The following is a 23981-nucleotide window of genomic DNA, read 5'->3' as shown; positions in this document are numbered from 1 at the left end:
AAAGTCGCTAAGGTTCTAAGATACTAAGTCGTTAAGATTTCTTATTCTAGATTAAGTTGAACTAGTTTTATAACTAATAAATTTGTCAAGTAAATTAGAAGTTCTTTTTTAAAGTCGCTAAATGTCTAAGATACTAAGTTGCTAAGATTTCTTATTCTAGATTAAGTTGAACTAGTTTTATAACTAATAAATTTGTCAAGTAAATTAGAAGTTCTTTTGACAACTAAGAAACTTAAAATAAAAAAAACAATGAAAACATTTGAATTCTTAATACTCGGAAAAAACCAGCCTATTTTGGAGATCTTACTTAGATTGGTAAATGCATACGAAAATTGGAATGCAGTTGGCTTTAGTGATCAAAAGCTAGCGGAAGAATATTTTCAAAATCACAAAATCGATATTGTTCTTTTGAGTTCCGGAATCGAAGATCATCTCGAAAAAGAGTTTACCATTTTCTGCTTAAAACAGCAACCCAATGTCGAAGTAATAGAGCATTTTGGCGGGGGAAGTGGTTTACTAAAATCAGAAATAGAACACAGATTATATCTTAAAGGAAAAATTTAGGTACTAGAATTTTTCGCATCAATGCCATTTCATTAACACAATTACGAAGATCGCCTAATCATTGACGATATATCGTTAAAATCACTATTGCCTTTTTTTAAAAATTCGTTATAAATCAACGCCTTACAAACAAGGCACTGCTTTTGAACGCAATAAACTGAAAATCAAACTCAATACAAATTTTAAAAACCTTTTTATTAACACACAAATTTACATTATCATGAAAAAATTAATCTTAACAACAGTTTTAGTAGTAGCAACATTTATCGGTTTTGCTCAAAAACCAAGTCCTGCATTATTAAATCCAACAAACCATACTTTGGTTCTTATTGATTATGAAAGCCAAATGGCATTTGCCGTAGGAAGCACGCCAATTGATCAACTTCGCAACAATACCGCTTTAGTGGCCGGAGCTTCAAAAATCTTTAAAGTCCCAACAATTGTAACAACAGTTGCCGAAAAATCATTTAGCGGACCTGTTTTCCGTGAAATCGAAGAGTTTTATCCACAAAAAACTTCAAACTATATCGATCGTACCTCAATGAACACTTGGGAAGATGTTCCTGCTTACAAAGCAATCACTGAAAAAGGCAAAAAGAAAATTGTTTTTGGAGGTTTATGGACAAGCGTTTGTATCGTTGGACCAACATTATCAGCAATCAGCGAAGGTTATGATGTGTATGTAATTACAGATGCAAGTGCTGACGTTTCTAAAGAAGCACACGAAATGGCTATTACACGTATGGTACAGGCAGGTGCTCACCCAATAACTTCATTACAATATTTACTAGAATTACAACGTGATTGGGCACGTCAGGAAACTTATGTTGCCGTTACTGATCTTGCTAAAAAATATGGTGGTGCTTATGGCGTAGGTATTCAATATGCGCACGAAATGCTTAAACACTAATTCATAGATTTCTCTTAATTGGTTACCTAAAGGGCTGTGCGGAGTCACAGCCCTTTTTATTACAAAACTCATAAAACCAAGATCATGAAACTAAAAACCATATTACCAGCATTACTTTTAATTCTCTCCCTCCCTATTTTCGCTCAAGGCAAAAGTGCCACACTTATCGTTCATCATGCACTTATTCATACCCTTGATGATAAAAACACAATTGTTGAAGCTATGGCTCTGGCCGATGGAAAAATCCTGAAAACCGGAAAAAACAGCGATGTTTTAAAACTAAAAAACAAAAACACAACCCTAATCGATGCCAAAGGAAAAGTGATTATTCCGGGAATATTTGATTCTCACATGCATATAATCCGCGGCGGAAGATTCTTTAATACCGAATTACGCTGGGACGGCGTTCGTTCCTTAAAAAGAGCTTTGGCAATGCTGAAAGAACAAGCACAAAGAACACCAAAAGGACAATGGGTTCGCGTTGTTGGCGGATGGAATGCCTATCAGTTTGAAGAAAAAAGACTACCAACTTTAGAAGAAATAAACCAAGCAACTGGTGATGTTCCTACATTCGTTCTTCATTTATACGGTCACGCTTATTTGAATAAAGCTGGTTTAGAAGCCTTAAAAATTGATGCTAATACTCCAAATCCAAATGGCGGACTTGTAGAAAAAGATGCTGCCGGAAACCCAACGGGATTATTAGTGGCGGAACCAAATGCTTTTATTTTATACTCAACACTTTCAAAATTACCTGAATTAACTCCTGAGGAAAAAGTAAATTCAACCAAGCAATTTATGACCGAAATGAATCGTCTTGGCGTAACAGCCATTATTGATGCCGGCGGTGGATTTCAAAACTTCCCAGGCGACTACGGCGTAACAAACGCTTTGTGCAAAGACAACGGACTTACAATTAGAATGCCGTATTATTTATTTGCTCAAAAAGCCGGAAGTGAATTAAATGACTATTCAAAATGGGTTAGCACAGTAGAAATTGGCGAGGGCTGTGACGATCATGATTCCGATAAAGTAGAATATCATGCACAAGGTGCCGGAGAAAATTTGGTGATGAGCGCAGGAGATTTTGAAAATTTCGATAAACCAAGACCAGAATTAAGTCCGGCAATGGAAGGCCAGCTAAAAGAAGTTTTATCATTATTGATTAAAAACAAATGGCCTTTTAGAATTCATGCCACTTATAACGAAAGTATTAGCCGTTTTTTGAATGTTATTGAAGACATCAATAAAGAAACACCACTAAATGGACTTTTATGGTTTTTCGATCACGGAGAAACCGTTTCTGTAGAAAACTTACAACGCATAAAAGCTTTAAATGGAGGTTTGGCAATTCAGCATAGAATGGCGTATCAGGGAGAAAGTTTTATCAAAAGATATGGTAAAACTGCAGCTGCAAATACAGTTCCGCTAAAGAAAATCCTTGCTATGGGAATCAAAGTTGGAATGGGAACCGACGGAACCCGTGTTGCCAGTTACAATCCGTGGGTTGGTTTATATTGGTTAACAACAGGGAAAACACTAGGCGGTACAAAATACATGCTGGACGAGAATATTCAGGACAGAACAACGGCTTTAAAACTATTCACTTACGGAAGCGCGCAATTAATTAACTTAGAAAAAGATCGTGGAATGCTAAAAGAAAACAATCTTGCCGATTTTGCAATTCTTTCTGATGATTATTTCAACACCGCAGAAGAGAAAATCCTAAATATTGAATCGAAACTTACGGTGGTAAACGGAAAAGTTGTTTATGCCGATAATGATTTTAGAACATTTGCCGCGCCAACTCCAAAAGCAATTCCGGATTGGAGCCCAGTAAACTATTTTGGTGGATATCAAAAAAACTAAGCTATGAAAACGCCATTGCGATTATTGTTGCTTTTGGGAATTATTTTTTCTGCAAATGCACAGCAAAGACCAGTTTTTCAAAAGCTGCGATATGACGATGATTTGACCTATTTAAAGGATTCTACCAGAAATTGGTACGAGAAAATCAAGTATATTCCCTTAGGGAAAAACGATAACTATTACGCTACAATTGGCGGTGAAGCAAGATTGCAATATACCTACACGGTAAATGATAAATGGGGTGATGATTCGGATGAAGGCGACGGATATTTACTCTCCCGTTATCTGCTTCATGGGGATGTTCATTTGGGAATTTTCAGAACTTTTGTTGAATTGCAAAGCAGTTTAGCCAACAGTAAGATTGATCCAAGTCCCGTTGACGAAAACCAACTGGATTTTCATCAGGCTTTTTTAGATATTGATTTTATCAAAACTCAAAACCAACGATTTACATTACGCTCCGGAAGACAGGAAATGTCATATGGTTCGCAGCGTTTAATAGCAGTTCGTGAAGGTCCTAACAGCCGACTTGCTTTTGATGCCCTTAAATTATTTTATAAAAACAACAACTGGCAAACAGATGCTTTTTACACCCATCCAATTGCCAATAAAACCGGAACTTTTAATGATAGTTTTAATGAAAATGCTCAATTCTGGGGAAATTATACCGTACTTCATAAAGTACCATTTATTCAGAATATCGATTTCTATTATTTAGGTTTATGGAAAAAAAGAGCCGTTTTTGACGATGCAATCGGCCAGGAAAACAGACAATCTATTGGAACTAGAATTTGGAAAAACAAAGGAAACTGGAAATATGATTTCGAAGGATTATATCAATTCGGAACCCTAAATCAGAAAACAATCTCAGCCTGGACACTTTCCTCTTTTGCTTGTTATACTTTCGAAAATATAAAATTCAGTCCCGAAATCGGACTTAAAACAGAAATTATCTCAGGAGATAAACATTCAGATGATAATCATTTACAAACCTTTAATCCCTTATATCCAAGAGGTGCTTATTTTGGATTAGTCGCTTTAATTGGTCCATCCAATTTAATTGATATTCATCCTTCGATTAATTTTACTTTAACTGAAAAATTAGGGCTCGGATTAGATTATGATATTTTCTGGAGACAATCTTTAAGCGATGGCTTATACGCGCCAAATATGCAATTATTGTATTCGGGAAAAGATACAACTGAGCGTTTTATCGGTTCTCAATTAATTGCAAATTTAGATTACACTGCCAATGCTTTTCTATCCTTTACATTAGAAACTGGCTGGTTTGATCCCGGAGCATTCTTAAAAGAAGTTGGAACAGGAAAAGATTATTTTTATGCAGCTTTAACGGCACAATTTAAATTCTAATTGTAAAGAATCGTAGATTCAATTCCTTTTTATTTGAATTTAAATTCAAAATAAGACAGATCGATTAATAAGAAATTTATAGTATTTTTGGGAAAACAAATTTAAACCAATACCTCAAAAATAAATTTCCGGGCATGAAAAAAAGTATCATTGCACTATTAGTCTGTTTCTGCTTTCAAATAGGAACTTCACAAAAAATATATTTCGATAAAAGCAACTATAAGGATAGCTTGACACTTAGTAAAAGCTTGCCTTTATTAGCAAAAAAACTATTACCGGTTTACAAAAACGATAATAAAGGTACTTTTTTAGACAGCTACGCAAGAATACAATTTGTTGCCGGAGAATACAAAGCAATGCAACAAAATTTTGTCACCTATTCACAAGAAATATTGGGTGACAGTATTGTAAACAGACCGATGGGATTTATCTATAAAACCTATGCCAGAACAATTACAAAAGAACCAAAATCAAAAACAGATTTTGAAAACATCTATACTTTTGAATTTTACAAATTATACAATAGTTTAGACAACGATGGAAAAACCTGGGCCGAAGGCTATTATGAAATAAAATTTGATGAAATAAAAAACAACTACGAATCTAAATTAAAAGTTGCTCAAGAAAATGATAGCATTAGTATCGAAGATGCAGCAGTTTTATGCAGACAGTATTCCCGATATTTTATATATAGCAAAACACTTTCTATTGCAAGCAAAATAATTGCACAAATAGAGGCCGACACTTATATCATTGATAAAGACATCATTATTACATTACCAAACGGAAGCACCGTTTCTGGCACTATGGTTAAAAAGAAAAATGTATCTGAGCCACAACCCGTGGTCATGAGATATAATATTTATGCCGGAAATGAATTAAGTCAATGCAAAGAAATTGCCAATATGGGTTATGTAGGTTTTGTGGCTAATACAAGAGGTAAACGTTTAAGTAATGATCAAATTGAACCTTATGAACACGATGGCGATGACGCTTATCATATTCTGGATTGGATAAGTAAACAATCCTGGTGTAATGGCAAAATAGGTTTATACGGTGGAAGTTATTTAGGATTTGCACAATGGAGTGCCATGAAAAAAGTACATCCTGCCTTAAAAACAATTGTACCACAGGTTTCTGTTGGTGCAGGAATTGATTTTCCTATGCAAAATGGTATCTTTATGAGTTACTCTTTAAGATGGATTCATTTTGTAGCAAATAATAAATTAACAGATTTCAATGATTTTCAAAACAGTAAAAAATGGGATGAAGTTTTTGCCCAATATTACAAAACAGGAAGTAGTTTTAGAACTTTAGATCAAATAGAAGGTAATCCTTCACCCCTGTTTCAAAGATGGTTAGATCATCCCGCTTATGATAAATATTGGCAAGATATGACGCCTCAAAAAGAAGCTTTTGCCAATATAAATATTCCCATTTTAAGCACGACAGGATATTACGATGACGATCAGCTTGGTGCAATGTATTATTATAATCAATATCAGAAATACAATAAAACAGACAATTATTACCTAATCATTGGACCTTACGATCACGGAGGATCGCAAAGATCTCCAAAAAAAGAATTAGGAGGATACACCATAGATGAAGCCGCTATAATTCCGATAAATGCGATTGTTTTTCAATGGTTTGATTATATTTTAAAAGACGCTAAACGTCCGGAGATTTTAAAAGATAAAGTAAATTTTGAAATCATGGGCAAAAACAAATGGAAAAGCGTTGCTTCTTTAGATAAAATGCACAATCAGGATCTTACTTTTTATCTGGCCAATAACGATAAGAAATATTCACTGCAAAAAACAGCTTCCAAAAAAGTGACTTCTTTTGATCAGATTGTTGATTTTACAGATCGCTCTGAGATTAATATCTATACTGATGATTATGTAAATGGTTTCCCAAGGGTTATCGATTCTGTTTTAAAACCTGAAAAACAGCTATTGGTTTTTGAAAGTGATCCTATCACAGAACCATTAATTATTAGTGGTTCATTAAAAGCTTCTTTAAAAATAAGCACCAACAAAAAAGATATCGATATGGAAGTGCAGCTTTACGAAAAAACTGCTAATGGTAAATATTTTGCTTTGACCAACAATATACAAAGAGCCAGCCTTGCCAAAGACAGAACTAAAAGACAATTATTGACTCCAAACAAAATTGAAACGATCAACATTAATCAAACCTTTATCATTTCGAAAGAACTACAAAAAGGAAGTTCAATTGTAATTGTAATGGGTGCAAATAAAAATCCAAATTGGGAAGTTAATTATGGTTCCGGTAAAGATGTTAGTTCTGAAACAATCGCCGACGCCAAAGAACCTCTTAAAATAAAGTGGTACACAAACAGTTCTATTACGCTCCCAATTTTAAAACAGTAATTAATGATGAACGATAAGAAAATAACGCGTGTATTCAAATTATTTTTAGGATGCCTGTTCGTGATTTTACTTTCATGGTTTTTATTTATTTTGCTCGATAAATTTGATCTTTATAACAATCCTTTTGGAATTTTAATATATTATATATCTTATTTTGCAGTTATTATATCTTTTTATTTAGGAATTATATTATTCCTTGTTTTAATTTATTTACTACTAAGAAAATTCGTTTCAAAAAAGACATAGATCAACACGTTAAGTAAAACTATTTTCTAAGCAAATAAACCAATCTAAAAAATGGAAAAGAAATATTCCGTTGTGATTCATCCTTCGCAAGCTGCAATTGATTCGATCAAAACAATGAAAGAACTTTTAGCGGATAAAGTTGGTTGGTTTAACAGCAAGAATTCTGTGGCACATATCACGATTTGCGAATTCACAATTGAAGAATCTCAAATCGATAAATTCAAACAGAAACTCATTAAAATCTGTGATACTTTTATGCCTTTTCAGGTATATTTAGATCATTATGATTCTTATGATAGTGGCGCTTTTTTCATTGCTCCAAGTGAAGATTCGAAAGCAAATTTAAAGCCCATCATGAAAAAAACTCAGGATGCATTGCAACTTTCAAAACTAACAAAAAGCAATGACCCTCATATTTCTATCGGACGAAGATTAACGCCCGAAAGTATTAAAATAGCTTCTAAACTTTTTACAACAATCGATATGGACTTTTTGTGTGATACTATTGTTCTAAGAGAATTTGATCCAATTAAGAAACAGTTTTTTTTAATTGATACTTTTCCTTTTGGCAGTAATCCTCAACCTGAGCTTGTTCAGGGAAGTTTGTTTTAACCACAAAGCACGCCAGGGCTGTATGCAAGGTTCGCAAAGTTGCTTTTATTTAATCTCGCTAAGGCGCAAAGAAAATAAACTTTGTGTCCTTGCGACTTTGAGAAATAAGCTAGTATTCTTTAATTAAAATCCTAGCGCACTTTGCGGTTAAATTTAGACAACGTTATAAACCTGAAACAAAGAAAACCTGAAACTAAAAAAACATTCTTTTTAATTTTCGTATATTTGAATTTTACAATTCCTCTCTCATGAAATCACTAGATTCATTTTACGAAGATATCACCAAAGGTACCACTGTCGAACCAAGTTCATTATTACCCAACGGCATCAAAAAAGAAATAGGTCACTTTAATGTTTTTGATATAAAAGAACTTTATGAAAGACTAAAAGAGAAACCTAATATGCCTTATGACCGACGGGCTTATTATAAAATAAGTTTGATAAAGGGTAAAAATAGAGCCGAATATGCCGATAAAATAATCGAAATTGAAAAACAAGGGCTTTTATTTGCTACACCTAAAATTCCTTATAATTATCTGCCACAAGACATGAATCAGTCTGGGCAGTTTTGTGTGTTTACCAGTGAATTTTTATCCAAAAACAAAAGCGGAATTGACCTGGACGAACTTCCTATTTTTGCTTCAGACGGATACCCTATTTTTCAGCTTACCGATGAAGAAGTTGCAGAAGCAGAATTGATTTTCAACAAAATACAAAAAGAAATCAACTCCGATTATATTTATAAATATGATTTGATTCGGAATTATGTTGCTGAATTAATTCACTTTGGACAAAAATTACAGCCTATAACGGCGTTGTATTCTAAACATAATTCGGCTGCGAGAGTTTCTTCTTTATTTGCTGAATTACTAGAAAGGCAATTCCCAATAGAATCACCAAACCAACGTTTAGAGCTTAGAACTGCCAAAGATTTTGCCGAAAGATTATCGGTTCATGTTAATCATTTAAACAAAGTTTTAAAAGAAAACACCGGAAAAACAACCACCGAATTAATCAGTAGCAGATTAACTAACGAGGCCAAAATCCTTTTAAAACAAACAGATTGGAACATCTCTGAAATCGCTTTTTCTTTAGGTTTTGAAGAATTGGCACATTTCTCTAATTTCTTTAAAAAACAAACTTCCTTTACGCCTTTAGCATTCCGAAGTTAATTTTAGATTGTAGATTTTTCAATTTGGAATTTATTAATTGGAATTTATTTTTTCGTGATTTGAATTTTGCAAACATCGGTTTGATATTTACAACTCCCCACTTCTACTTCGCTCCTACCTTTGTACTATCAATTTAAAAGATCGAAAAAGATGAACTTATCAAACAACAAAATTTTAATAACAGGTGGCGCAAGCGGTATCGGGCTTGGACTTACTGAAAGATTTATACAAGAAAACAATACTGTAATTATCGTTGGCAGACGTGAATCTGTTTTGCAAGAAGTTAAAGCAAAGTTTCCAACTGTAATTACAAAAGTATGTGACTTATCGAGTGAAACACAACGCGTTGCGCTTTATAAATGGATTGCAGAAAATCACAGTGATTTGAATGTTTTAATTAATAATGCAGGAATTCAAAAATGGGTTTCGGTTAACGATGCTGATTTCTACCAAAGTGCAAAAACCGAAATCGCTACCAATATTGAAGCTCCACTGCATTTAACCTCATTATTTATTCAATTAAAATCGCTTACTACCGTAATGAATGTAACATCGGGATTGGCATTTTCGCCTTTTGCAAAAGTTCCGGTTTATTCGGCTACAAAAGCATTCTTCCGTTCGTTTACCTTAACACTTCGTCATTTATTAAAAGAGAAAAATATCGAAGTAATCGAAATCATTCCTCCGGCCTTGAACACAGATCTTGGAGGTATTGGTTTACACGACGCACATCCAAGTGTGAGTGATTTTATCCTTTCAATTTTTGAACAATTAAAAGACGCAAAAAATGAACTTACTTTCGGAACCAGCGAAACCAGATTACATGCAAGCGCAGAAGATTTGAGAAATCATTTTAATGCAATGCACTCTTAAATATGAAATGTTAGATATGGGAAGTAATATGTCTTACTTTTTTGCTTTTTACATCTAACATTTAACATTCTCACATCGAACATTTCACAGATAACAAACAATAAAGATCATACTAAAATGGCAGTAAATACAAAAATAGCTCTTGTTACAGGTGGTAGCAGAGGTTTAGGAAAAAATATGGCAATCGCAATTGCCAAAAAAGGAATCGATGTAATTATTACCTACAACAGTAAAAAAGAAGAAGCTGATTCAGTTGTCAAAGAAATCGAAAGTTTAGGACAAAAAGCAGCTTCACTTCAATTGAACGTTGCGGATTCGGGAACATTTGATGGCTTTTTCAAAAGTGTTTCTGAGGCTTTAAAAGACACTTTTAAAACCGATAAATTCGATTTTCTGGTAAACAATGCCGGAATCGGAATTCATAATTCATTCATTGGGACAACTGAAGCTGAGTTTGATCAATTGACTAATATTCAGTTCAAAGGGCCTTTCTTTTTAACGCAAAAAGCGCTTAATGTAATGAATGACGGCGGCGGAATTGTCAATATTTCAACTGGTCTAGCGAGATTTTCTTTCCCAGGTTATGCGGCTTATGCTTCTATGAAAGGTGCTATTGAAACGTTGACTAAATATCAGGCAAAGGAATTGGGCGAAAGAAAAATCAGAGTAAACGTAGTGGCTCCGGGTGCAATCGAAACTGATTTTGGTGGTGGAGTTGTTCGTGACAATGAGCAAATGAACAAACAGATAGCTTCTCTAACCGCTTTAGCAAGAGTTGGCTTACCTGATGATATTGGCGGAGTTGTTGCTTTTTTATGCACCCAAGAGGCGCGTTGGGTAAATGCGCAACGCATAGAGGTTTCTGGCGGAATGATGTTATAATACTTACGAGTTGTAAAAAGTTAAATGGTAATTCTCTTAAAAAGGTTAAATCTATCTGCTTTTGGATGCCTGCAACATACTAAATAAATCAAAACCCGACAAGTTTAAATAAACAGGTCGGGTTTCTCATTTCAAATATATTGAATTAGTAAGTCTTCTTTAATCTTTCTGAACTATGACGTCAAAACCGCCATTTTTATCAAAGACAACATCGTAAAATTTTGAGTCTTTTTCTACTCCAACTTCATACGTTATTTTGTTTTTATCGTCTACAACCATAGCAACCTCACGAATGGCTTTTGCCGGATAATTCTTCTTTAAATACCCTTGAGCTTTTAGCGGAAGCATACTTAGCGGAATTTGTGTTTCAAAAGCTTTTAAAACTCCCAAATTATCATAAACCGCTAACGATTCTGTATTTTCATTGGTTTTAAACTTTCCTTCATATCTGATTTCGTCATCATCATCCCCAACATATTTTAACGCCCAGACTGCAACTTTTCCCGGATATTCTTTTTGAAAAGTAAACAAGACTTTCTCTGGTGGGGTAACTACACTACTTGGTGCAATTTGATTCTGTGCTGTTAAAAGGCAACTGCAGAGAAGAAATAAAATTAAAAATGCTTTTTTCATAAGTCCGATTTTACATTAATAATATTTCACTAAAATTACATTATTTTTAACAAGAAAAAAGAACTTTTAAATATAAATTTATTTTTTTAATCTATCAGACAATTCTCTCTTATAAGTAATACCTATTGGCAGCTTTTCATTTTTAATGATCACAAAATCCTTTTCAGTACTATCAATTTTATCCAGCGCCACTATATATGATTTATGAATACGCATGAAATTCTTCTCTGGCAGGCATTTTTCTAATTCACTTGTGGTTATCGAAGCCAGATAAGTCCTCTTAATTGTGTGTATTTTTACATAATTTCCGAAACTCTGTGCAAACAAAAGCTGCTCTAATTCGATGTCCATAAAATAACCATCGACTTTAACACTAACTGAATTTACAATCGCTTCTTCTGTTTTTAATTTTACGCTTTCAGCAGCGAAAAAACGGTCAACAGCTTTTAAGAATCTCGGAAAATAAATAGGTTTCAAAAGATAATCTATCACACCATAATCATAACTTTCAAGTGCATATTCAGAATAAGCAGTCGTTAGAATCGTTTTGGGATGTGTTGGAATAATCTTCAATAACTCCATTCCTGAAATCTCTGGCATATTGATATCCAAAAACATCAAATCAACAGGATTATCCCGCAAGTAATCCATTGCTTCGATGCCATTATAACCTTGGAAAACCAACTCTAATTGTGGATTTTGCTTGATATAATTCGCCAACACATAATGCGCTGCGGGTTCATCATCTACAATTATACATTTTTTGGGTTCTCTCATTCTACAAACTTTTTCAATTGCAATTTCAAATCTACAATATAAGTATTTTTATCGTCCTGAATGTCTAATTTGTAGTCTTTTCCGTAAATCAGGTTCAGGCGTTCTATGGTGTTTTTTAAACCTATTTTAGTGGAAACAACATCTGTTTTTTTAGTCGGAATCGAATTTACAAGATGAAGGTGTAATTGTCCTTTTTCAACGGTAATAAAAATTCTAACGTAACATTTTTCAATAGCGCAAGTTCCGTGTTTAAAGGCATTTTCAATAAATGCAATCAACAACATTGGCGAAATCTTATAGGCATTTTCATTATCGATTTTGCAATCATAAGTAATTTCACAACGATAACCAACACGTTCTTTCTCTAACTGAACATAACTGTTTATAAACTCCAGTTCGTCTTCAAGCGATACACATTTTTTGCTATTACTCTCGAGCTGATATCGCATTAATTGCGAAACTTTCATAATCAAATCCGGCGTTCTTTCAGGAAACTCCAAACTAATGCCGTAAAGTGTATTAAAGGTATTGAATAAAAAATGCGGATTGAGTTGTCCTTTCAAAGAATTCATCTGCATTTCGTTAAACAATAACGTTTCTTCGGTTTTTTTTCTGTTAATTCTATAGAATTTAAAAACAATTATCGGGCTCAAAATACAAACCAAAGTCCCTAAAACACTCGCCAATTGATAGACATAACTTCGTTGATGCGAGTTTTGATACAAGCGGCAATTGCTAAAGATATCAAGCCTCGTAATTTCATATAAGATGAGCGAAAAGACAAATACTCCAAAAAGCGTTAAGAATATATAAGTTAAAGGACGTTGGGTTTTAAAAAGAATTGGTAATAAAAAAAATCGGTTGAATTGGGCATGCATATAGAGAATAAGGTAGAAAAAAATGCCCATTAAAATGGATGTAAAAGAACTAAATAACATCCAGTCATTTTTTAATGTATAGATTGTAAATGAAAAGGCAACAACGGCAATTTCCTGCCACCATTTGTTGTCTAGTATGTTATCGAATTTTTTATTCATTTTTAAAACTTAAATAGTTTACAAATTAACCACAAATTTTTAGTTTTTATTTCCATTAAATGACAAATTCAATTGGTCATTTATAACCGTATTACATCATTTAAGAAGGCTTTTATCGGCAGAAGAGAAATAATTTTGGGAGATCAAATTCATACCACTAATTTTATGTACTTCAAAAAAATTACTTTGTTAGTTTTCTTGATTTTTGCCAGCGGTAGTTATGCACAAACCTTGTCTTTAAAAGAAGCTATTAAAACAGGTTTAGAAAACTACGGTTCTATCAAGGCAAAAAGCAATTACACCAATGCATCGCGCGAAACGCTCAAACAATCCAAGCGTGATTATCTGCCAAATCTTAATTTATCGGCGCAACAAGATTACGGAACCATCAATGGGCAAAATGGTGCTCTTTATGGTTTTAATGGTTTAGGAACTGCTTCTTCCGGACCTGCACTAGCCGAACAAAACTGGAACTCTGCCTTTGGTGCATTGTATTTAGTCAATATGAACTGGGATTTTTTCACCTTCGGAAAAATTCAGGAGAAAATCAATTTGGCTAAAATCGACGTTCGAACCAAAGAAAACGATTTAAAACAAGAACAATTTCAACAAGAAATTAAAATTTCTGCTGCTTATTTAAACTTGTTAGCAAGCCAGCGTTTACTAATTTCCCAGCAAAAGAATTTAAGCCGTGCAGAGGTTTTCAAGAAAACTGCCGTTGCACGAGTTAAAAACGGATTGTTGGCGGGCGTAGATTCTACTTTGGCTACGGCGGAAGTTTCTAAAGCTAAAATTGCGCTGAATCTGGCTAAGAATTTCGTCAAAGAGCAAAACAACAAATTAGTTGATTTGATGGGCGTTGCTCCTCAGGATTTTGTTACAGACACTTTATTTGTAAATCAAATTCCAAAAGAAATTCTGACAGGAATCGCTTCAGACAGTCTGCATCCATTACTTCAATATTATAAAACGAAGATTGATTACAGCAATCAACAAACGAAATTATACAAGCGTTTTTATTATCCAACCATGAGCGCTTTTGGTGTTTTGCAAACGCGTGCTTCTGGGTTTAATAGCGATTATGTTACCAATCAAAATTCTTTCAACAGAAATTATTGGGATGGCGTAAATCCGGATCGTACCAATTATTTAGTCGGAATTGGAATTAGCTGGAACCTTACCACTCCTTTTAGAGCAAGCAAACAAGTAAGTGCTCAAAAATTTGTTTCACAAGGTCTGCAAGAAGAATACAATCAGGCTGACAGAGAATTAAAGTCACAATTGGCATTGGCCGATGATAAAATAAAAATTACCCTTGACAACTTTGCTGAAGCACCAATTCAGGTTGATGCTGCAAAAAGAGCGTACATACAAAAATCAACTTTGTACAAAAACGGACTGACTGATTTAACAGATATAACCCAAACCTTATATACACTAAATCGCGCCGAAATTGACCGTGATATTGTCAACAATAATGTATGGCAATCCTATTTGCTAAAAGTAGCCGCTACGGGCAATTTTGACTTATTTATAAATGAATTTTAATTATAGATCCTAATGAATTTAATACGTTTTGCACTCCGCAAACCCATCTCCATATTAGTATTGGTTGCGGGTCTATTTTTCTTCGGAATTGGTGCCATCAAGGACATTAAGGTAGATATCCTGCCTAAAATGAACTTGCCGGTTATCTATATTGCGCATCCTTTTGGAGGTTACACACCAGACCAGATGGAGGCTTATTTTGCTAAGACTTACGTCAACATTTTACCTTTTGCCAACGGTGTAAAATCGGTAGAAACCAAAAATATCCAAGGGTTAATGATCATGAAATTAACCTATTATGAAAACACAAATATGGCGCAGGCTGCAGCCGAATTAAGTTCACTCTCGAACAGGATTCAGGCGGCATTTCCTCCGGGAACCCAGCCTCCATTTATTATTCGCTTTGATGCTTCTTCATTGCCAATTGGACAATTGGTTTTGAGCAGTAAAATAAGATCAAACAATGAATTGCAGGATTTGGCCAACGTTTATGTTCGTGCTTCGTTTACTTCGATTCCCGGTTTACTCTCTCCGGCTCCCTTTGGCGGAAGCCCAAGAACTATTGAGGTTAACGTAGATCCTGATTTATTGCGTTCGCATAATATGACTCCTGATCAAATTGTAGAAGCCATTCGTATCAACAATCAAACGGCTCCATCAGGAAATGTTAGAATGGGCGATATCAACTATATTACCCCAACCAACAACACCATTAAAGAAGTTAAAGATTTTGAAAATATTCCACTCTTTAAAGGAAGCGTTCAAAATTTAAAATTAGGCGATGTTGCCACTGTAAAAGACGGCGCTGATATTACCGCTGGATATGCTTTGGTAAACGGAAAACGTTCGGTTTATATTAGTATTGCAAAAGCCGGAGACGCATCGACCTGGGATGTGGTCCAGAAATTAAAAGCGGAACTTCCTAAAATTCAAAGTACACTTCCTGAAGACGTAAAATTATCTTATGAATTTGACCAATCGGTTTATGTAATTAATTCGGTTAAGAGTTTGATTACCGAAGGTATTATCGGAGCAGTTTTAACCGGATTAATGGTTTTACTTTTCCTTGGCGACAGACGTGCAGCATTAATTGTAATTTTAACCATTCCTATTTCTATTATCTCGGGAGTTTTATTTCTGAAATTATTCGGGCAAACCATCAACTTAATGTCTTTAAGCGGATTGGCTTTGGCAATTGGAATTTTGGTGGATGAGAGTACGGTAACAATCGAAAACATTCACCAGCATCTCGACATGGGAAAACCCAAGGCGCTGGCCATTTGGGACGCTTGTCAGGAAATTGCTTTGCCTAAATTATTGATCTTACTTTGTATTTTGGCTGTATTTGCCCCGGCATTTACCATGGTCGGAATTCCCGGAGCACTATTCTTACCTTTGGCTTTAGCCATTGGTTTTTCAATGGTAATTTCGTTTTTACTGTCTCAGACTTTTGTGCCCGTAATGGCCAACTGGTTGATGAAAGCGCATCCGAAACACGAACATGCTCCAACCATTACAGATGACGAAGCAGAATTCAACGCCTGCGGATTAACGCCGGAATCTGAAAAAGATTTGATCACACAGAAAAAGGTAATGATTGAAAAAGAAGATTCGAATAACGACGGAAAAATTGGTGCTTTTGAGCGTTTTAGAATTCGTTTTATGCGAACGCTGGATCGTTTATTCCCTTATAAAAAAGCAGCAGGTTTAACGTATCTAATTGTAATTACACTTCTAGCGGTTGTCTTTATTAATTTCATTGGAAAAGATGTTTTTCCCAAAGTAAACTCAAGTCAGTTTCAATTAAGAATGCGTGCTCCTGATGGGACTCGTTTAGAACGTACCGAAGAAAAAGCAATTGTAGTTTTGAAAGAATTGCAAAAAATGGTGGGTAAAGAACATATCGGAATCTCTTCTGTATATGTGGGTCAGCACCCGTCGCTGTTCTCGATTAACCCTATTTATTTGTTCATGGCAGGTTCGCATGAAGCGGTGTTTCAGGTGAGTTTAAAAGAATATCACGTAGATATGGATGACTTTAAAGATGCCTTTAGAGCCCGAATTAAAAAAGCACTTCCGGATGTAAAACTCTCTTTTGAGCCAATTGAACTTACAGATAAAGTCCTAAGTCAGGGATCACCTACTCCAATTGAAGTTCGAATTGCCGGAAAAGACAAAAAACGAAATGAATTATATGCCAATCAAATTGTTGAGAAACTAAAGAAAATCTCTTATTTCAGAGACGTACAAATTGGTCAGCCAATTCATTATCCGGCCATGAATATTGATATCGACAGAACCCGCGCAGCCGAACTAGGGGTTGACATGAACGACATATCACGATCACTTGTAGCATCGACCTCATCCTCAAGATATACCGAGAAAAATACCTGGGTCGACGAAAGAGCCGGATTATCATACAACGTTCAGGTACAGGTGCCTTTGAACAAAATGAAAAGCAAAACCGATATTGGAGAAATTCCGGTATTAAAAAACTCGCTTCGTCCTGTTTTGAGCGACGTTGCCAAAATTACACCAGCGTATGTAAGCGGTGAAAATGACAATTTAGGGGCTATGCCATACATTACCGTTACAGCAAACATCAACCAGACCGATTTGGGGACGGCAGTAAAAGATGTAGATGCAACGATAAACTCATTGGGAGAATTACCGCGTGGGTTATTCATCACTCCTATTGGTATGAGTAAAGTATTGGTAGAAACATTAAGCAGTTTACAAGTCGGTTTATTGGTTGCCATCTTTGTAATCTTCTTAATGTTAGCCGCTAATTTCCAGTCGTTCAAAGTATCGTTAGTAATTTTAACCACCGTTCCGGCCGTAGTTTTAGGAGCTTTATTAATGCTTACAATTACTGGTTCGACGCTAAACTTACAATCCTATATGGGGATCATTATGTCGGTTGGGGTATCCATTGCCAATGCCGTTTTATTGGTTACCAATGCTGAGCAGCTTCGAAAACGAAACGGAAACGCCTTAGAATCGGCGCGTGAAGCAGCGGCGTTACGTCTTCGTCCGATTATCATGACTTCTGTAGCGATGATTGCCGGAATGTTGCCAATGGCAATTGGTCATGGCGAAGGTGGCGATCAGGTTTCTCCCCTTGGTAGAGCCGTAATTGGTGGATTATTATTCTCCACCTTTGCAGTATTGCTTATCCTGCCATTAATTTTTGCATGGGCACAAGAAAAAACAACAACACAATCTGTTTCTTTAGATCCTGAGGACGAAGAAAGCATCCATTATATCTCATCATTAAATCCAAAAAATGAAAAATAAAATTATACAATCGACCGCATTATTGTTTGTAGCCGTATTTTTTCTAACCGGTTGTAATTCTAAGAAAGAAGAAGCTCCTGTTGCTGAACTAGAACCTAAAACAGAAACGTTTCTTTTAGAGAAAGAAAAACTATCTACAGAGTTGCGTTTACCAGCTGAATTAACTGGTTTTCAACAAGTAGATTTATATGCTAAAGTAAGCAGTTTTGTAAAATTACTAAAAGTAGATATTGGTACAAAAGTAAAAAAAGGACAGCTTTTGATTGTTTTGGAAGCGCCTGAAATCAGCTCGCAACTAGCTGGCGCCGAATCAAGATTAAAATCGATGGAAGCTATTTATGCAACAAGTAAAAGCACTTACAACCGTTTGTACGAAACCAGCAAAGTGGAAGGAACTATTTCTAAAAATGATTTAGAAATGGCAAGCGGAAAGAAAAACTCTGATTACGCGCAATACCAGGCTGCAATTGCGGCGCACAAAGAAGTCTCGATTATAAGAGGTTATCTTGAAATCCGTGCTCCTTTTGACGGAGTTGTAGCCTCTAGAAATGTCAATTTAGGAACATTTGTTGGTCCGGCAGGAAAAGGTTCAGATTTGCCTTTATTAACCATTCAGCAACAAGATAAATTGCGTTTGGCAGTTTCTGTGCCGGAATTGTACACTGGATATTTACACAATGGCGACCAAATGAGTTTTAACGTAAAATCATTACCGGAAACTTTCAAAGCTACAATTACAAGAATGTCAGGAGCTTTAGATCTAAAACTTCGTTCTGAACGTGTAGAAATGGACGTACACAACACAAAAGGAAATTTACTCCCAGGAATGGTAGCCGAAGTTCTTTTACCGCTTAACGCAAAAGACAGCACATTTGTAGTTCCAAAATCGGCTTTGGTGAGTTCTGCCGAAGGTATGTTTGTGATTAAAGTAGTAAACCATAAAGCAACAAGAGTTGATGTAAAAAAAGGAAGAGAAATTGACGATAAAATTGAAATCTTCGGAGATTTAAACCTTAAAGATAAACTGGTGAAAATTGCCAGTGAAGAAACTAAAGAAGGCGATATCATAAACGAATAACCTGCGTTTAGCTATCTATAGTAGTTTACCAAAAACTGTACGCAATTATTAAATGCGACATTTTAAAATTAGGTTTGGTTTTAAAATGTAAATCAAAATTTGCCTTAAGGACGATGCTTTTAAAGTATCGTCCTTTTTTGTTTTTATAGTGTCGCATAGACTCGATAAGTATTGTTTCAAAGCTTGTGAATTAATCTCACAAAGACGTTAAATCGGAAATAAAACAACTATAAAACCCTGTATACTAGAAACTTTATAGCATTATTTCTAAAAATAATCATCAAAAAATTTGCGAAACCAAATAGTTGCATGTATATTTGCAACCGATTGGCTTCGTAATTAAAACTAAAACATTATGAGACGAGACATTTTTCAGGCAATAGCCGACCCAACAAGGCGGTCCATTATTGCCTTAATCGCAGTACAGGCAATGACTCCAAATGCCATTGCAGAGAACTTTAATACTACCCGACAATCTGTTTCTAAACACCTTCGTATACTTGTAGAATGCGATCTGGTAAAACAAGAACAGCAGGGCAGAGAAATTTATTATTCACTTGAAATTGAAAAAATGAAAGAGATCGACAAATGGATTAACCAATTTAGAAAAATTTGGGAAACCAAATTTAATCAGCTTGATAAATTATTATTAACAATGAAAAAACAGAACAAATGAAAAATGATTTGCAATTTGATTTTACCGTTGACAAAGCCACAAAAACGGTATTCATAACAAGAGAATTTGCCGCAGAACTACCGCTGGTTTGGGATGCATTTACTAAACCGGAACTTCTGGATCAATGGGTTGCACCAAAACCATGGTCGTCTAAAACAAAGCACATGAATTTTGAAGTTGGCGGACGACGATTCTACGCCATGGTAAGTCCCGAAGGACAAGAGCGCTGGTCGGTTCAGGAATATACTTCCATTACGCCAAAAACTAATTTTAAAATGTACAACACTTTTGCTGATGAAAACGAAAATCGCGAAATGCCAGGTTCTGATTGGGATCATACTTTTAGCGAACAAAATGGCGTGACAAAAGTAAGTATTACCATTTTTAACGAATCGCTTGAACGTTTGGAGAAAATGATTGAAATGGGTTTCAAAGAAGGTTTTACAATGTCAATCTATAACTTAGAAAAACTATTAGAAACTTTAGTTCGAAAATAATTTGTAAGAGACAATATACAATTAAAAATCTAAAATTATTGCTATTATTAATCCTTTATATGCTCTTTAACGGAAATACAGAAAAGTATGTACAATTTAGAAGTCATTTTAGTGGAAAATTTAAAAAATTTTCGTTTCAAAGTTATATTAAGCACAGATTTACATTACAAGACTAAATAAATAAAAATTTCTATAAAATGACGATAGCAAATAAAGTGTCGTCATTTTTTATAGTGTGAAATTGGGTTAAACAATAATAATTCTGCAAAGGTTATAAAACTTTCAAACTAGAATTAGAAAAAAACTAACATTTATAAAACTTGATTAATCAATTAACACTTCAATAAATCTATCCATTTAATTCATATATTCGTTTGCTGAAAAAATATCTAAAACAAAAATTTTAATAGATTAAAAACAACAAAAACATTTAATACACTTAAAAAACTAAATGAAATACAATTTTACTCTTATTCTTATCATCGCTCTTTTTAATTTTACAACTGCTCAAACTATAGATGCTACTTTAGTAGAACTAAACTTCCAAGAAGATAGTAATCCTCAGAATCTCACAACTGCTAAGTCCGGATTTTATTTTACAGCCACAGATGGTTACTATAAAAAATTTGGCCAAGAATTATGGTACTCTGATGGTACAAAAGAAGGAACAAGATTAATTAAGGATATTAAATCCGGGCAAAATTCTTCGAACCCAAGCTCATTAGTTTTCATTAATGACATTCTATACTTTACTGCTTCTGATGGTATACATGGAACCGAACTATGGAAAAGTGACGGGACTGAATCTGGAACTGTAATAGTAAAAGACATAAGACCAAATAATAATGATGAGTATTATGGACCGGCAGGTTTATTAAATTTTAATGGAAAATTATATTTTGTCGCTACTACCGACACCAATGGATCTGAACTATGGACCAGTGATGGTACGGAATCCGGGACTCACATAATAAAAGATATAAATCCTAATGGAAGTAGTAGCCCAGGTAATTTATTTGTTTTTAAAGATAATCTATATTTTACAGCAAATGATGGAGTAAATGGATTTCAATTATGGAAAACGGATGGAACTGAATCTGAAACTAAAATGATAATTAAAATTAATCAAAATTATTCTTCATTCTCGAATATAAATCAGTTCTTAATTATGAATGATAATTTTTATTTTTTCGCAAATGACGGAATAAAAGGCTTTGAATTATGGAAAAGTAATGGGACTGAATCTGGAACTGTAATGGTAAAAGATATAAAAACAGGTTTCAATTCCAGCTCGTATTCTTTAAAAGGGGCTGTCTTAAATAATTTGATAATCTTTGAAGCTAATGATGGAATTAATGGTTCTGAAATATGGAAAAGTGACGGAACAGAATCTGGAACTTCTATGATTCGTGACATTAATAACACAACGAACAGCAGCATACAATATAATAGTATATTCATCAAATTTAATAATGAAATCTACTTTACTGCAAGCGATGACATCCATGGTTTCGAAATATGGAAAACCGATGGGACATCAAATGGCACAATTTTATTAAAGGATATTAATAATGGGGGGGCATCGTCAAGCCTAGAAAATTTTTATGTTGATAAAATAAACAATAAACTTTTGTTTTATGCATCCACTACTAATTATTCGGAAAGAAAAATTTGGTCTAGTGATGGCACTGCAAATGGTACATTAGAGTTGGCAAATGTTAAAGCTAGTAATAACACAGGATTCGTACAAAGTTTTGTCACAATTAATAATATTACAATTTTTACTGGTGAAAATGAAACAAATGGAATTGAACTATGGAGTACCGATGGAACAGTAGCTGGAACATCTTTTTTTGCAGATCTTAATTATTCCAATAGCAGCAGCCCATCTAAATTTACCGATGTTAATGGGAATGTATTTTTTAGAGCTCGTGGGAAAGAATATGGAAATCAGTTATATAAAAGCGACGGGACTATTTCTGGCACTCAATTAGTTAAAGATATAAACCCAGGTTACGATGCCATTGATAACCTTTCTGAAATGAAAGCAATAAATGGAACTTTATTTTTTAGTGCAGTTGATGATACTCATGGCTACGAATTATGGAAAAGCGATGGAACTGAAAGTGGTACAGTTATGGTAAAAGACATTAATCCAGGTAAAAACAGCAGCATGCAAAATTATAATGACAAACAGTCATTTACCGTAATTAATGACATTTTGTATTTTAATGCTAATGATGGAATAAATGGTTTTGAATTATGGAGAAGTGATGGAACGGAATCCGGGACTTATATGATAAAAAATATAAAAGCAGAAAGTGGAGCTTTAAACGATGGTAGTTATCCCGGAAACTTTACTTTACTAAATAATGTAATCTATTTTATTGCTAAAGATAATAGTGGTTCAAGTTTATGGAAAACCGATGGAACTCAATTCGGGACTGTTAAAATAATAAGTTTAAACGATATTAGAGTTTTAAGAGCCGCCAACAATAAATTATTCCTTTTTGCAGAAACATCCGGCACATCATATGGCCCACATGATTTATGGGTCTCTGATGGAACTGCATCTGGAACAAAACATTTAAAATCTTTTGGAGACAATATAGATAGTGATATTCGAATCACCACAACTTTTAATAATGAACTCTATTTTGTTGCCAGAAATCCTGATAGCTATAGAAAAGCCGTTTACAAAACAGATGGAACTATTGCTGGTACAATTTTATTATTTGATGGAGCAAATCATCCAATAATGCCTGATCTCAATATTAATGAGTTTTTAGCATGTGGAGATTATCTGTATTTTCCTGTTCAGGACTTTTATAGAACCGAAAAAGAATTGTGGAGAACTAATGGTAAAATAACTGAAAAAATAGCTGGATCAGATACCGCAGATTTTTTAGCAATAAGAAATTTAACTTGCTATAATAACAATTTATTGTATCTAGCCGAAATGTTTCCTCATAAAATATGGTTTATCAATAACAATATGAGCAAACCACTAGATCTAGATATAAATGTTGTAAATGGTCCAAATTTTGAAGGATATAATTCTATATCTGAATTAGGATCTACTACTAATCATTTATATCTTCAAGCGAATAATGATTTTAGTGGAAATGAACTTTACATCACTAAGATAAAAGATTCCTCGTTAGGTATCTCCGATCATTTCAATCCTGAAAGTAGTGATCTAAAAAGAATAACTCTTTATCCAAATCCTGCAAATAAATTAGTAAATCTCAAATCTCTTGATCATTTTGAAATTACTAAATTTGAATTATGGGATTTAACAGGGAAAAAAATTCATGAACAATTAAATAAAGACTTAAAAAACGAAATCAAATATGATGTAAGTAATTTATCTACAGGAATTTATTACATTAAAGCAACGCTCTCAAATGGTCAAATAAATAATGTAAAGCTAATGGTGAATCATTAGTCCAATAATTTAAAATACATCAAATAACCCACTCCGTAAAGTCTTCTGACTTTACGGTTTTTTTTTAATCCAACAAAACTCAACAGATTCTCTTT

Annotated in this window: 18 protein-coding genes; 15 read left to right on the top strand and 3 right to left on the bottom strand. The window is 34.2% G+C overall.

What is annotated here, in order from left to right; translation table 11 throughout:
* Positions 1-249 precede the first annotated feature (249 nt).
* The 9 genes from LPB88_RS03965 (at position 250) to LPB88_RS03925 (ending at position 10895) form a co-directional block, all read left to right on the top strand.
* Complete coding sequence (locus LPB88_RS03965; RefSeq protein WP_230712648.1) at positions 250-564, top strand: hypothetical protein; 315 nt, start codon at positions 250-252, stop codon at positions 562-564.
* A gap of 220 nt (positions 565-784) precedes the next feature.
* Positions 785-1474, top strand: a complete 690-nt coding sequence (locus tag LPB88_RS03960; RefSeq protein ID WP_230712646.1) for a hydrolase — start codon at positions 785-787, stop codon at positions 1472-1474.
* A gap of 84 nt (positions 1475-1558) precedes the next feature.
* Positions 1559-3343 (top strand): amidohydrolase, encoded by a 1785-nt coding sequence (locus tag LPB88_RS03955; RefSeq protein WP_230712644.1) that lies wholly within the window; start codon positions 1559-1561, stop codon positions 3341-3343.
* A gap of 3 nt (positions 3344-3346) precedes the next feature.
* The gene (locus LPB88_RS03950) at positions 3347-4714 is read left to right on the top strand and encodes an alginate export family protein (protein ID WP_230712642.1); all 1368 of its coding nucleotides are present in this window, start codon (positions 3347-3349) and stop codon (positions 4712-4714) included.
* A gap of 134 nt (positions 4715-4848) precedes the next feature.
* Positions 4849-7110 carry a CocE/NonD family hydrolase gene (locus LPB88_RS03945; RefSeq protein WP_230712640.1) on the top strand — a complete coding sequence of 754 codons (2262 nt, stop codon included), beginning with the start codon at positions 4849-4851 and terminating at the stop codon, positions 7108-7110.
* A 297-nt stretch (positions 7111-7407) separates the two neighbouring features.
* Positions 7408-7968 carry a 2'-5' RNA ligase family protein gene (locus tag LPB88_RS03940; protein ID WP_230712638.1) on the top strand — a complete coding sequence of 187 codons (561 nt, stop codon included), beginning with the start codon at positions 7408-7410 and terminating at the stop codon, positions 7966-7968.
* Between the two features lie 248 nt (positions 7969-8216).
* Positions 8217-9140 (top strand): AraC family transcriptional regulator, encoded by a 924-nt coding sequence (locus LPB88_RS03935; protein WP_230712636.1) that lies wholly within the window; start codon positions 8217-8219, stop codon positions 9138-9140.
* A gap of 150 nt (positions 9141-9290) precedes the next feature.
* A complete protein-coding gene (locus LPB88_RS03930; RefSeq protein WP_230712634.1) occupies positions 9291-10013 on the top strand; it encodes an SDR family oxidoreductase in 723 nt (240 codons plus the stop codon).
* 117 nt (positions 10014-10130) lie between these two features.
* The gene (locus tag LPB88_RS03925; RefSeq protein WP_230712632.1) at positions 10131-10895 is read left to right on the top strand and encodes an SDR family NAD(P)-dependent oxidoreductase; all 765 of its coding nucleotides are present in this window, start codon (positions 10131-10133) and stop codon (positions 10893-10895) included.
* Between the two features lie 159 nt (positions 10896-11054).
* Here the strand turns inward: LPB88_RS03925 and LPB88_RS03920 are convergent, their stop codons facing one another.
* The 3 genes from LPB88_RS03920 to LPB88_RS03910 form a co-directional block, all read right to left on the bottom strand.
* On the bottom strand, positions 11055-11528 hold the full coding sequence (locus tag LPB88_RS03920; protein ID WP_230712630.1) for a hypothetical protein: 474 nt from the start codon (positions 11526-11528) through the stop codon (positions 11055-11057).
* Between the two features lie 78 nt (positions 11529-11606).
* On the bottom strand, positions 11607-12305 hold the full coding sequence (locus LPB88_RS03915) for a LytTR family DNA-binding domain-containing protein (protein ID WP_230712628.1): 699 nt from the start codon (positions 12303-12305) through the stop codon (positions 11607-11609).
* Positions 12302-13342, bottom strand: a complete 1041-nt coding sequence (locus LPB88_RS03910) for a sensor histidine kinase (RefSeq protein ID WP_230712627.1) — start codon at positions 13340-13342, stop codon at positions 12302-12304. The genes LPB88_RS03915 and LPB88_RS03910 overlap by 4 nt, the downstream gene beginning before the upstream one ends.
* 165 nt (positions 13343-13507) lie before the next feature.
* Here LPB88_RS03910 and LPB88_RS03905 point away from each other — a divergent pair, with 165 nt between their 5' ends.
* From LPB88_RS03905 to LPB88_RS03880, 6 genes are all read left to right on the top strand, one after another.
* On the top strand, positions 13508-14890 hold the full coding sequence (locus LPB88_RS03905; RefSeq protein ID WP_230712625.1) for a TolC family protein: 1383 nt from the start codon (positions 13508-13510) through the stop codon (positions 14888-14890).
* 12 nt (positions 14891-14902) lie between these two features.
* A complete protein-coding gene (locus LPB88_RS03900; protein ID WP_230712622.1) occupies positions 14903-18187 on the top strand; it encodes an efflux RND transporter permease subunit in 3285 nt (1094 codons plus the stop codon).
* Positions 18177-19265, top strand: a complete 1089-nt coding sequence (locus LPB88_RS03895; protein ID WP_230712620.1) for an efflux RND transporter periplasmic adaptor subunit — start codon at positions 18177-18179, stop codon at positions 19263-19265. Before LPB88_RS03900 ends, LPB88_RS03895 begins: the two co-directional genes overlap by 11 nt.
* A gap of 355 nt (positions 19266-19620) precedes the next feature.
* A complete protein-coding gene (locus LPB88_RS03890) occupies positions 19621-19941 on the top strand; it encodes a helix-turn-helix transcriptional regulator (RefSeq protein ID WP_230712618.1) in 321 nt (106 codons plus the stop codon).
* The gene (locus LPB88_RS03885; RefSeq protein WP_230712616.1) at positions 19938-20438 is read left to right on the top strand and encodes an SRPBCC domain-containing protein; all 501 of its coding nucleotides are present in this window, start codon (positions 19938-19940) and stop codon (positions 20436-20438) included. The genes LPB88_RS03890 and LPB88_RS03885 overlap by 4 nt, the downstream gene beginning before the upstream one ends.
* A 451-nt stretch (positions 20439-20889) precedes the next feature.
* Positions 20890-23886, top strand: a complete 2997-nt coding sequence (locus LPB88_RS03880; RefSeq protein WP_230712615.1) for an ELWxxDGT repeat protein — start codon at positions 20890-20892, stop codon at positions 23884-23886.
* The last annotated feature ends 95 nt before the right edge of the window (positions 23887-23981 follow it).

Source organism: Flavobacterium sp. JAS, from assembly GCF_020991455.1.
Taxonomy (GTDB): domain Bacteria; phylum Bacteroidota; class Bacteroidia; order Flavobacteriales; family Flavobacteriaceae; genus Flavobacterium.
This window is presented reverse-complemented; position numbering and strand designations above follow the sequence as displayed.

Excerpts from the sequence above, each read along its gene's own strand:
- LPB88_RS03965 (WP_230712648.1), top strand. The coding sequence starts at position 250 with ATGAAAACATTTGAATTCTTAATACTCGGAAAAAACCAGCCTATTTTG.
- LPB88_RS03960 (WP_230712646.1), top strand. The coding sequence starts at position 785 with ATGAAAAAATTAATCTTAACAACAGTTTTAGTAGTAGCAACATTTATC.
- LPB88_RS03955 (WP_230712644.1), top strand. The coding sequence starts at position 1,559 with ATGAAACTAAAAACCATATTACCAGCATTACTTTTAATTCTCTCCCTC.
- LPB88_RS03950 (WP_230712642.1), top strand. The coding sequence starts at position 3,347 with ATGAAAACGCCATTGCGATTATTGTTGCTTTTGGGAATTATTTTTTCT.
- LPB88_RS03945 (WP_230712640.1), top strand. The coding sequence starts at position 4,849 with ATGAAAAAAAGTATCATTGCACTATTAGTCTGTTTCTGCTTTCAAATA.
- LPB88_RS03940 (WP_230712638.1), top strand. The coding sequence starts at position 7,408 with ATGGAAAAGAAATATTCCGTTGTGATTCATCCTTCGCAAGCTGCAATT.
- LPB88_RS03935 (WP_230712636.1), top strand. The coding sequence starts at position 8,217 with ATGAAATCACTAGATTCATTTTACGAAGATATCACCAAAGGTACCACT.
- LPB88_RS03930 (WP_230712634.1), top strand. The coding sequence starts at position 9,291 with ATGAACTTATCAAACAACAAAATTTTAATAACAGGTGGCGCAAGCGGT.
- LPB88_RS03925 (WP_230712632.1), top strand. The coding sequence starts at position 10,131 with ATGGCAGTAAATACAAAAATAGCTCTTGTTACAGGTGGTAGCAGAGGT.
- LPB88_RS03920 (WP_230712630.1), bottom strand. The coding sequence starts at position 11,528 with ATGAAAAAAGCATTTTTAATTTTATTTCTTCTCTGCAGTTGCCTTTTA.
- LPB88_RS03915 (WP_230712628.1), bottom strand. The coding sequence starts at position 12,305 with ATGAGAGAACCCAAAAAATGTATAATTGTAGATGATGAACCCGCAGCG.
- LPB88_RS03910 (WP_230712627.1), bottom strand. The coding sequence starts at position 13,342 with ATGAATAAAAAATTCGATAACATACTAGACAACAAATGGTGGCAGGAA.
- LPB88_RS03905 (WP_230712625.1), top strand. The coding sequence starts at position 13,508 with ATGTACTTCAAAAAAATTACTTTGTTAGTTTTCTTGATTTTTGCCAGC.
- LPB88_RS03900 (WP_230712622.1), top strand. The coding sequence starts at position 14,903 with ATGAATTTAATACGTTTTGCACTCCGCAAACCCATCTCCATATTAGTA.
- LPB88_RS03895 (WP_230712620.1), top strand. The coding sequence starts at position 18,177 with ATGAAAAATAAAATTATACAATCGACCGCATTATTGTTTGTAGCCGTA.
- LPB88_RS03890 (WP_230712618.1), top strand. The coding sequence starts at position 19,621 with ATGAGACGAGACATTTTTCAGGCAATAGCCGACCCAACAAGGCGGTCC.
- LPB88_RS03885 (WP_230712616.1), top strand. The coding sequence starts at position 19,938 with ATGAAAAATGATTTGCAATTTGATTTTACCGTTGACAAAGCCACAAAA.
- LPB88_RS03880 (WP_230712615.1), top strand. The coding sequence starts at position 20,890 with ATGAAATACAATTTTACTCTTATTCTTATCATCGCTCTTTTTAATTTT.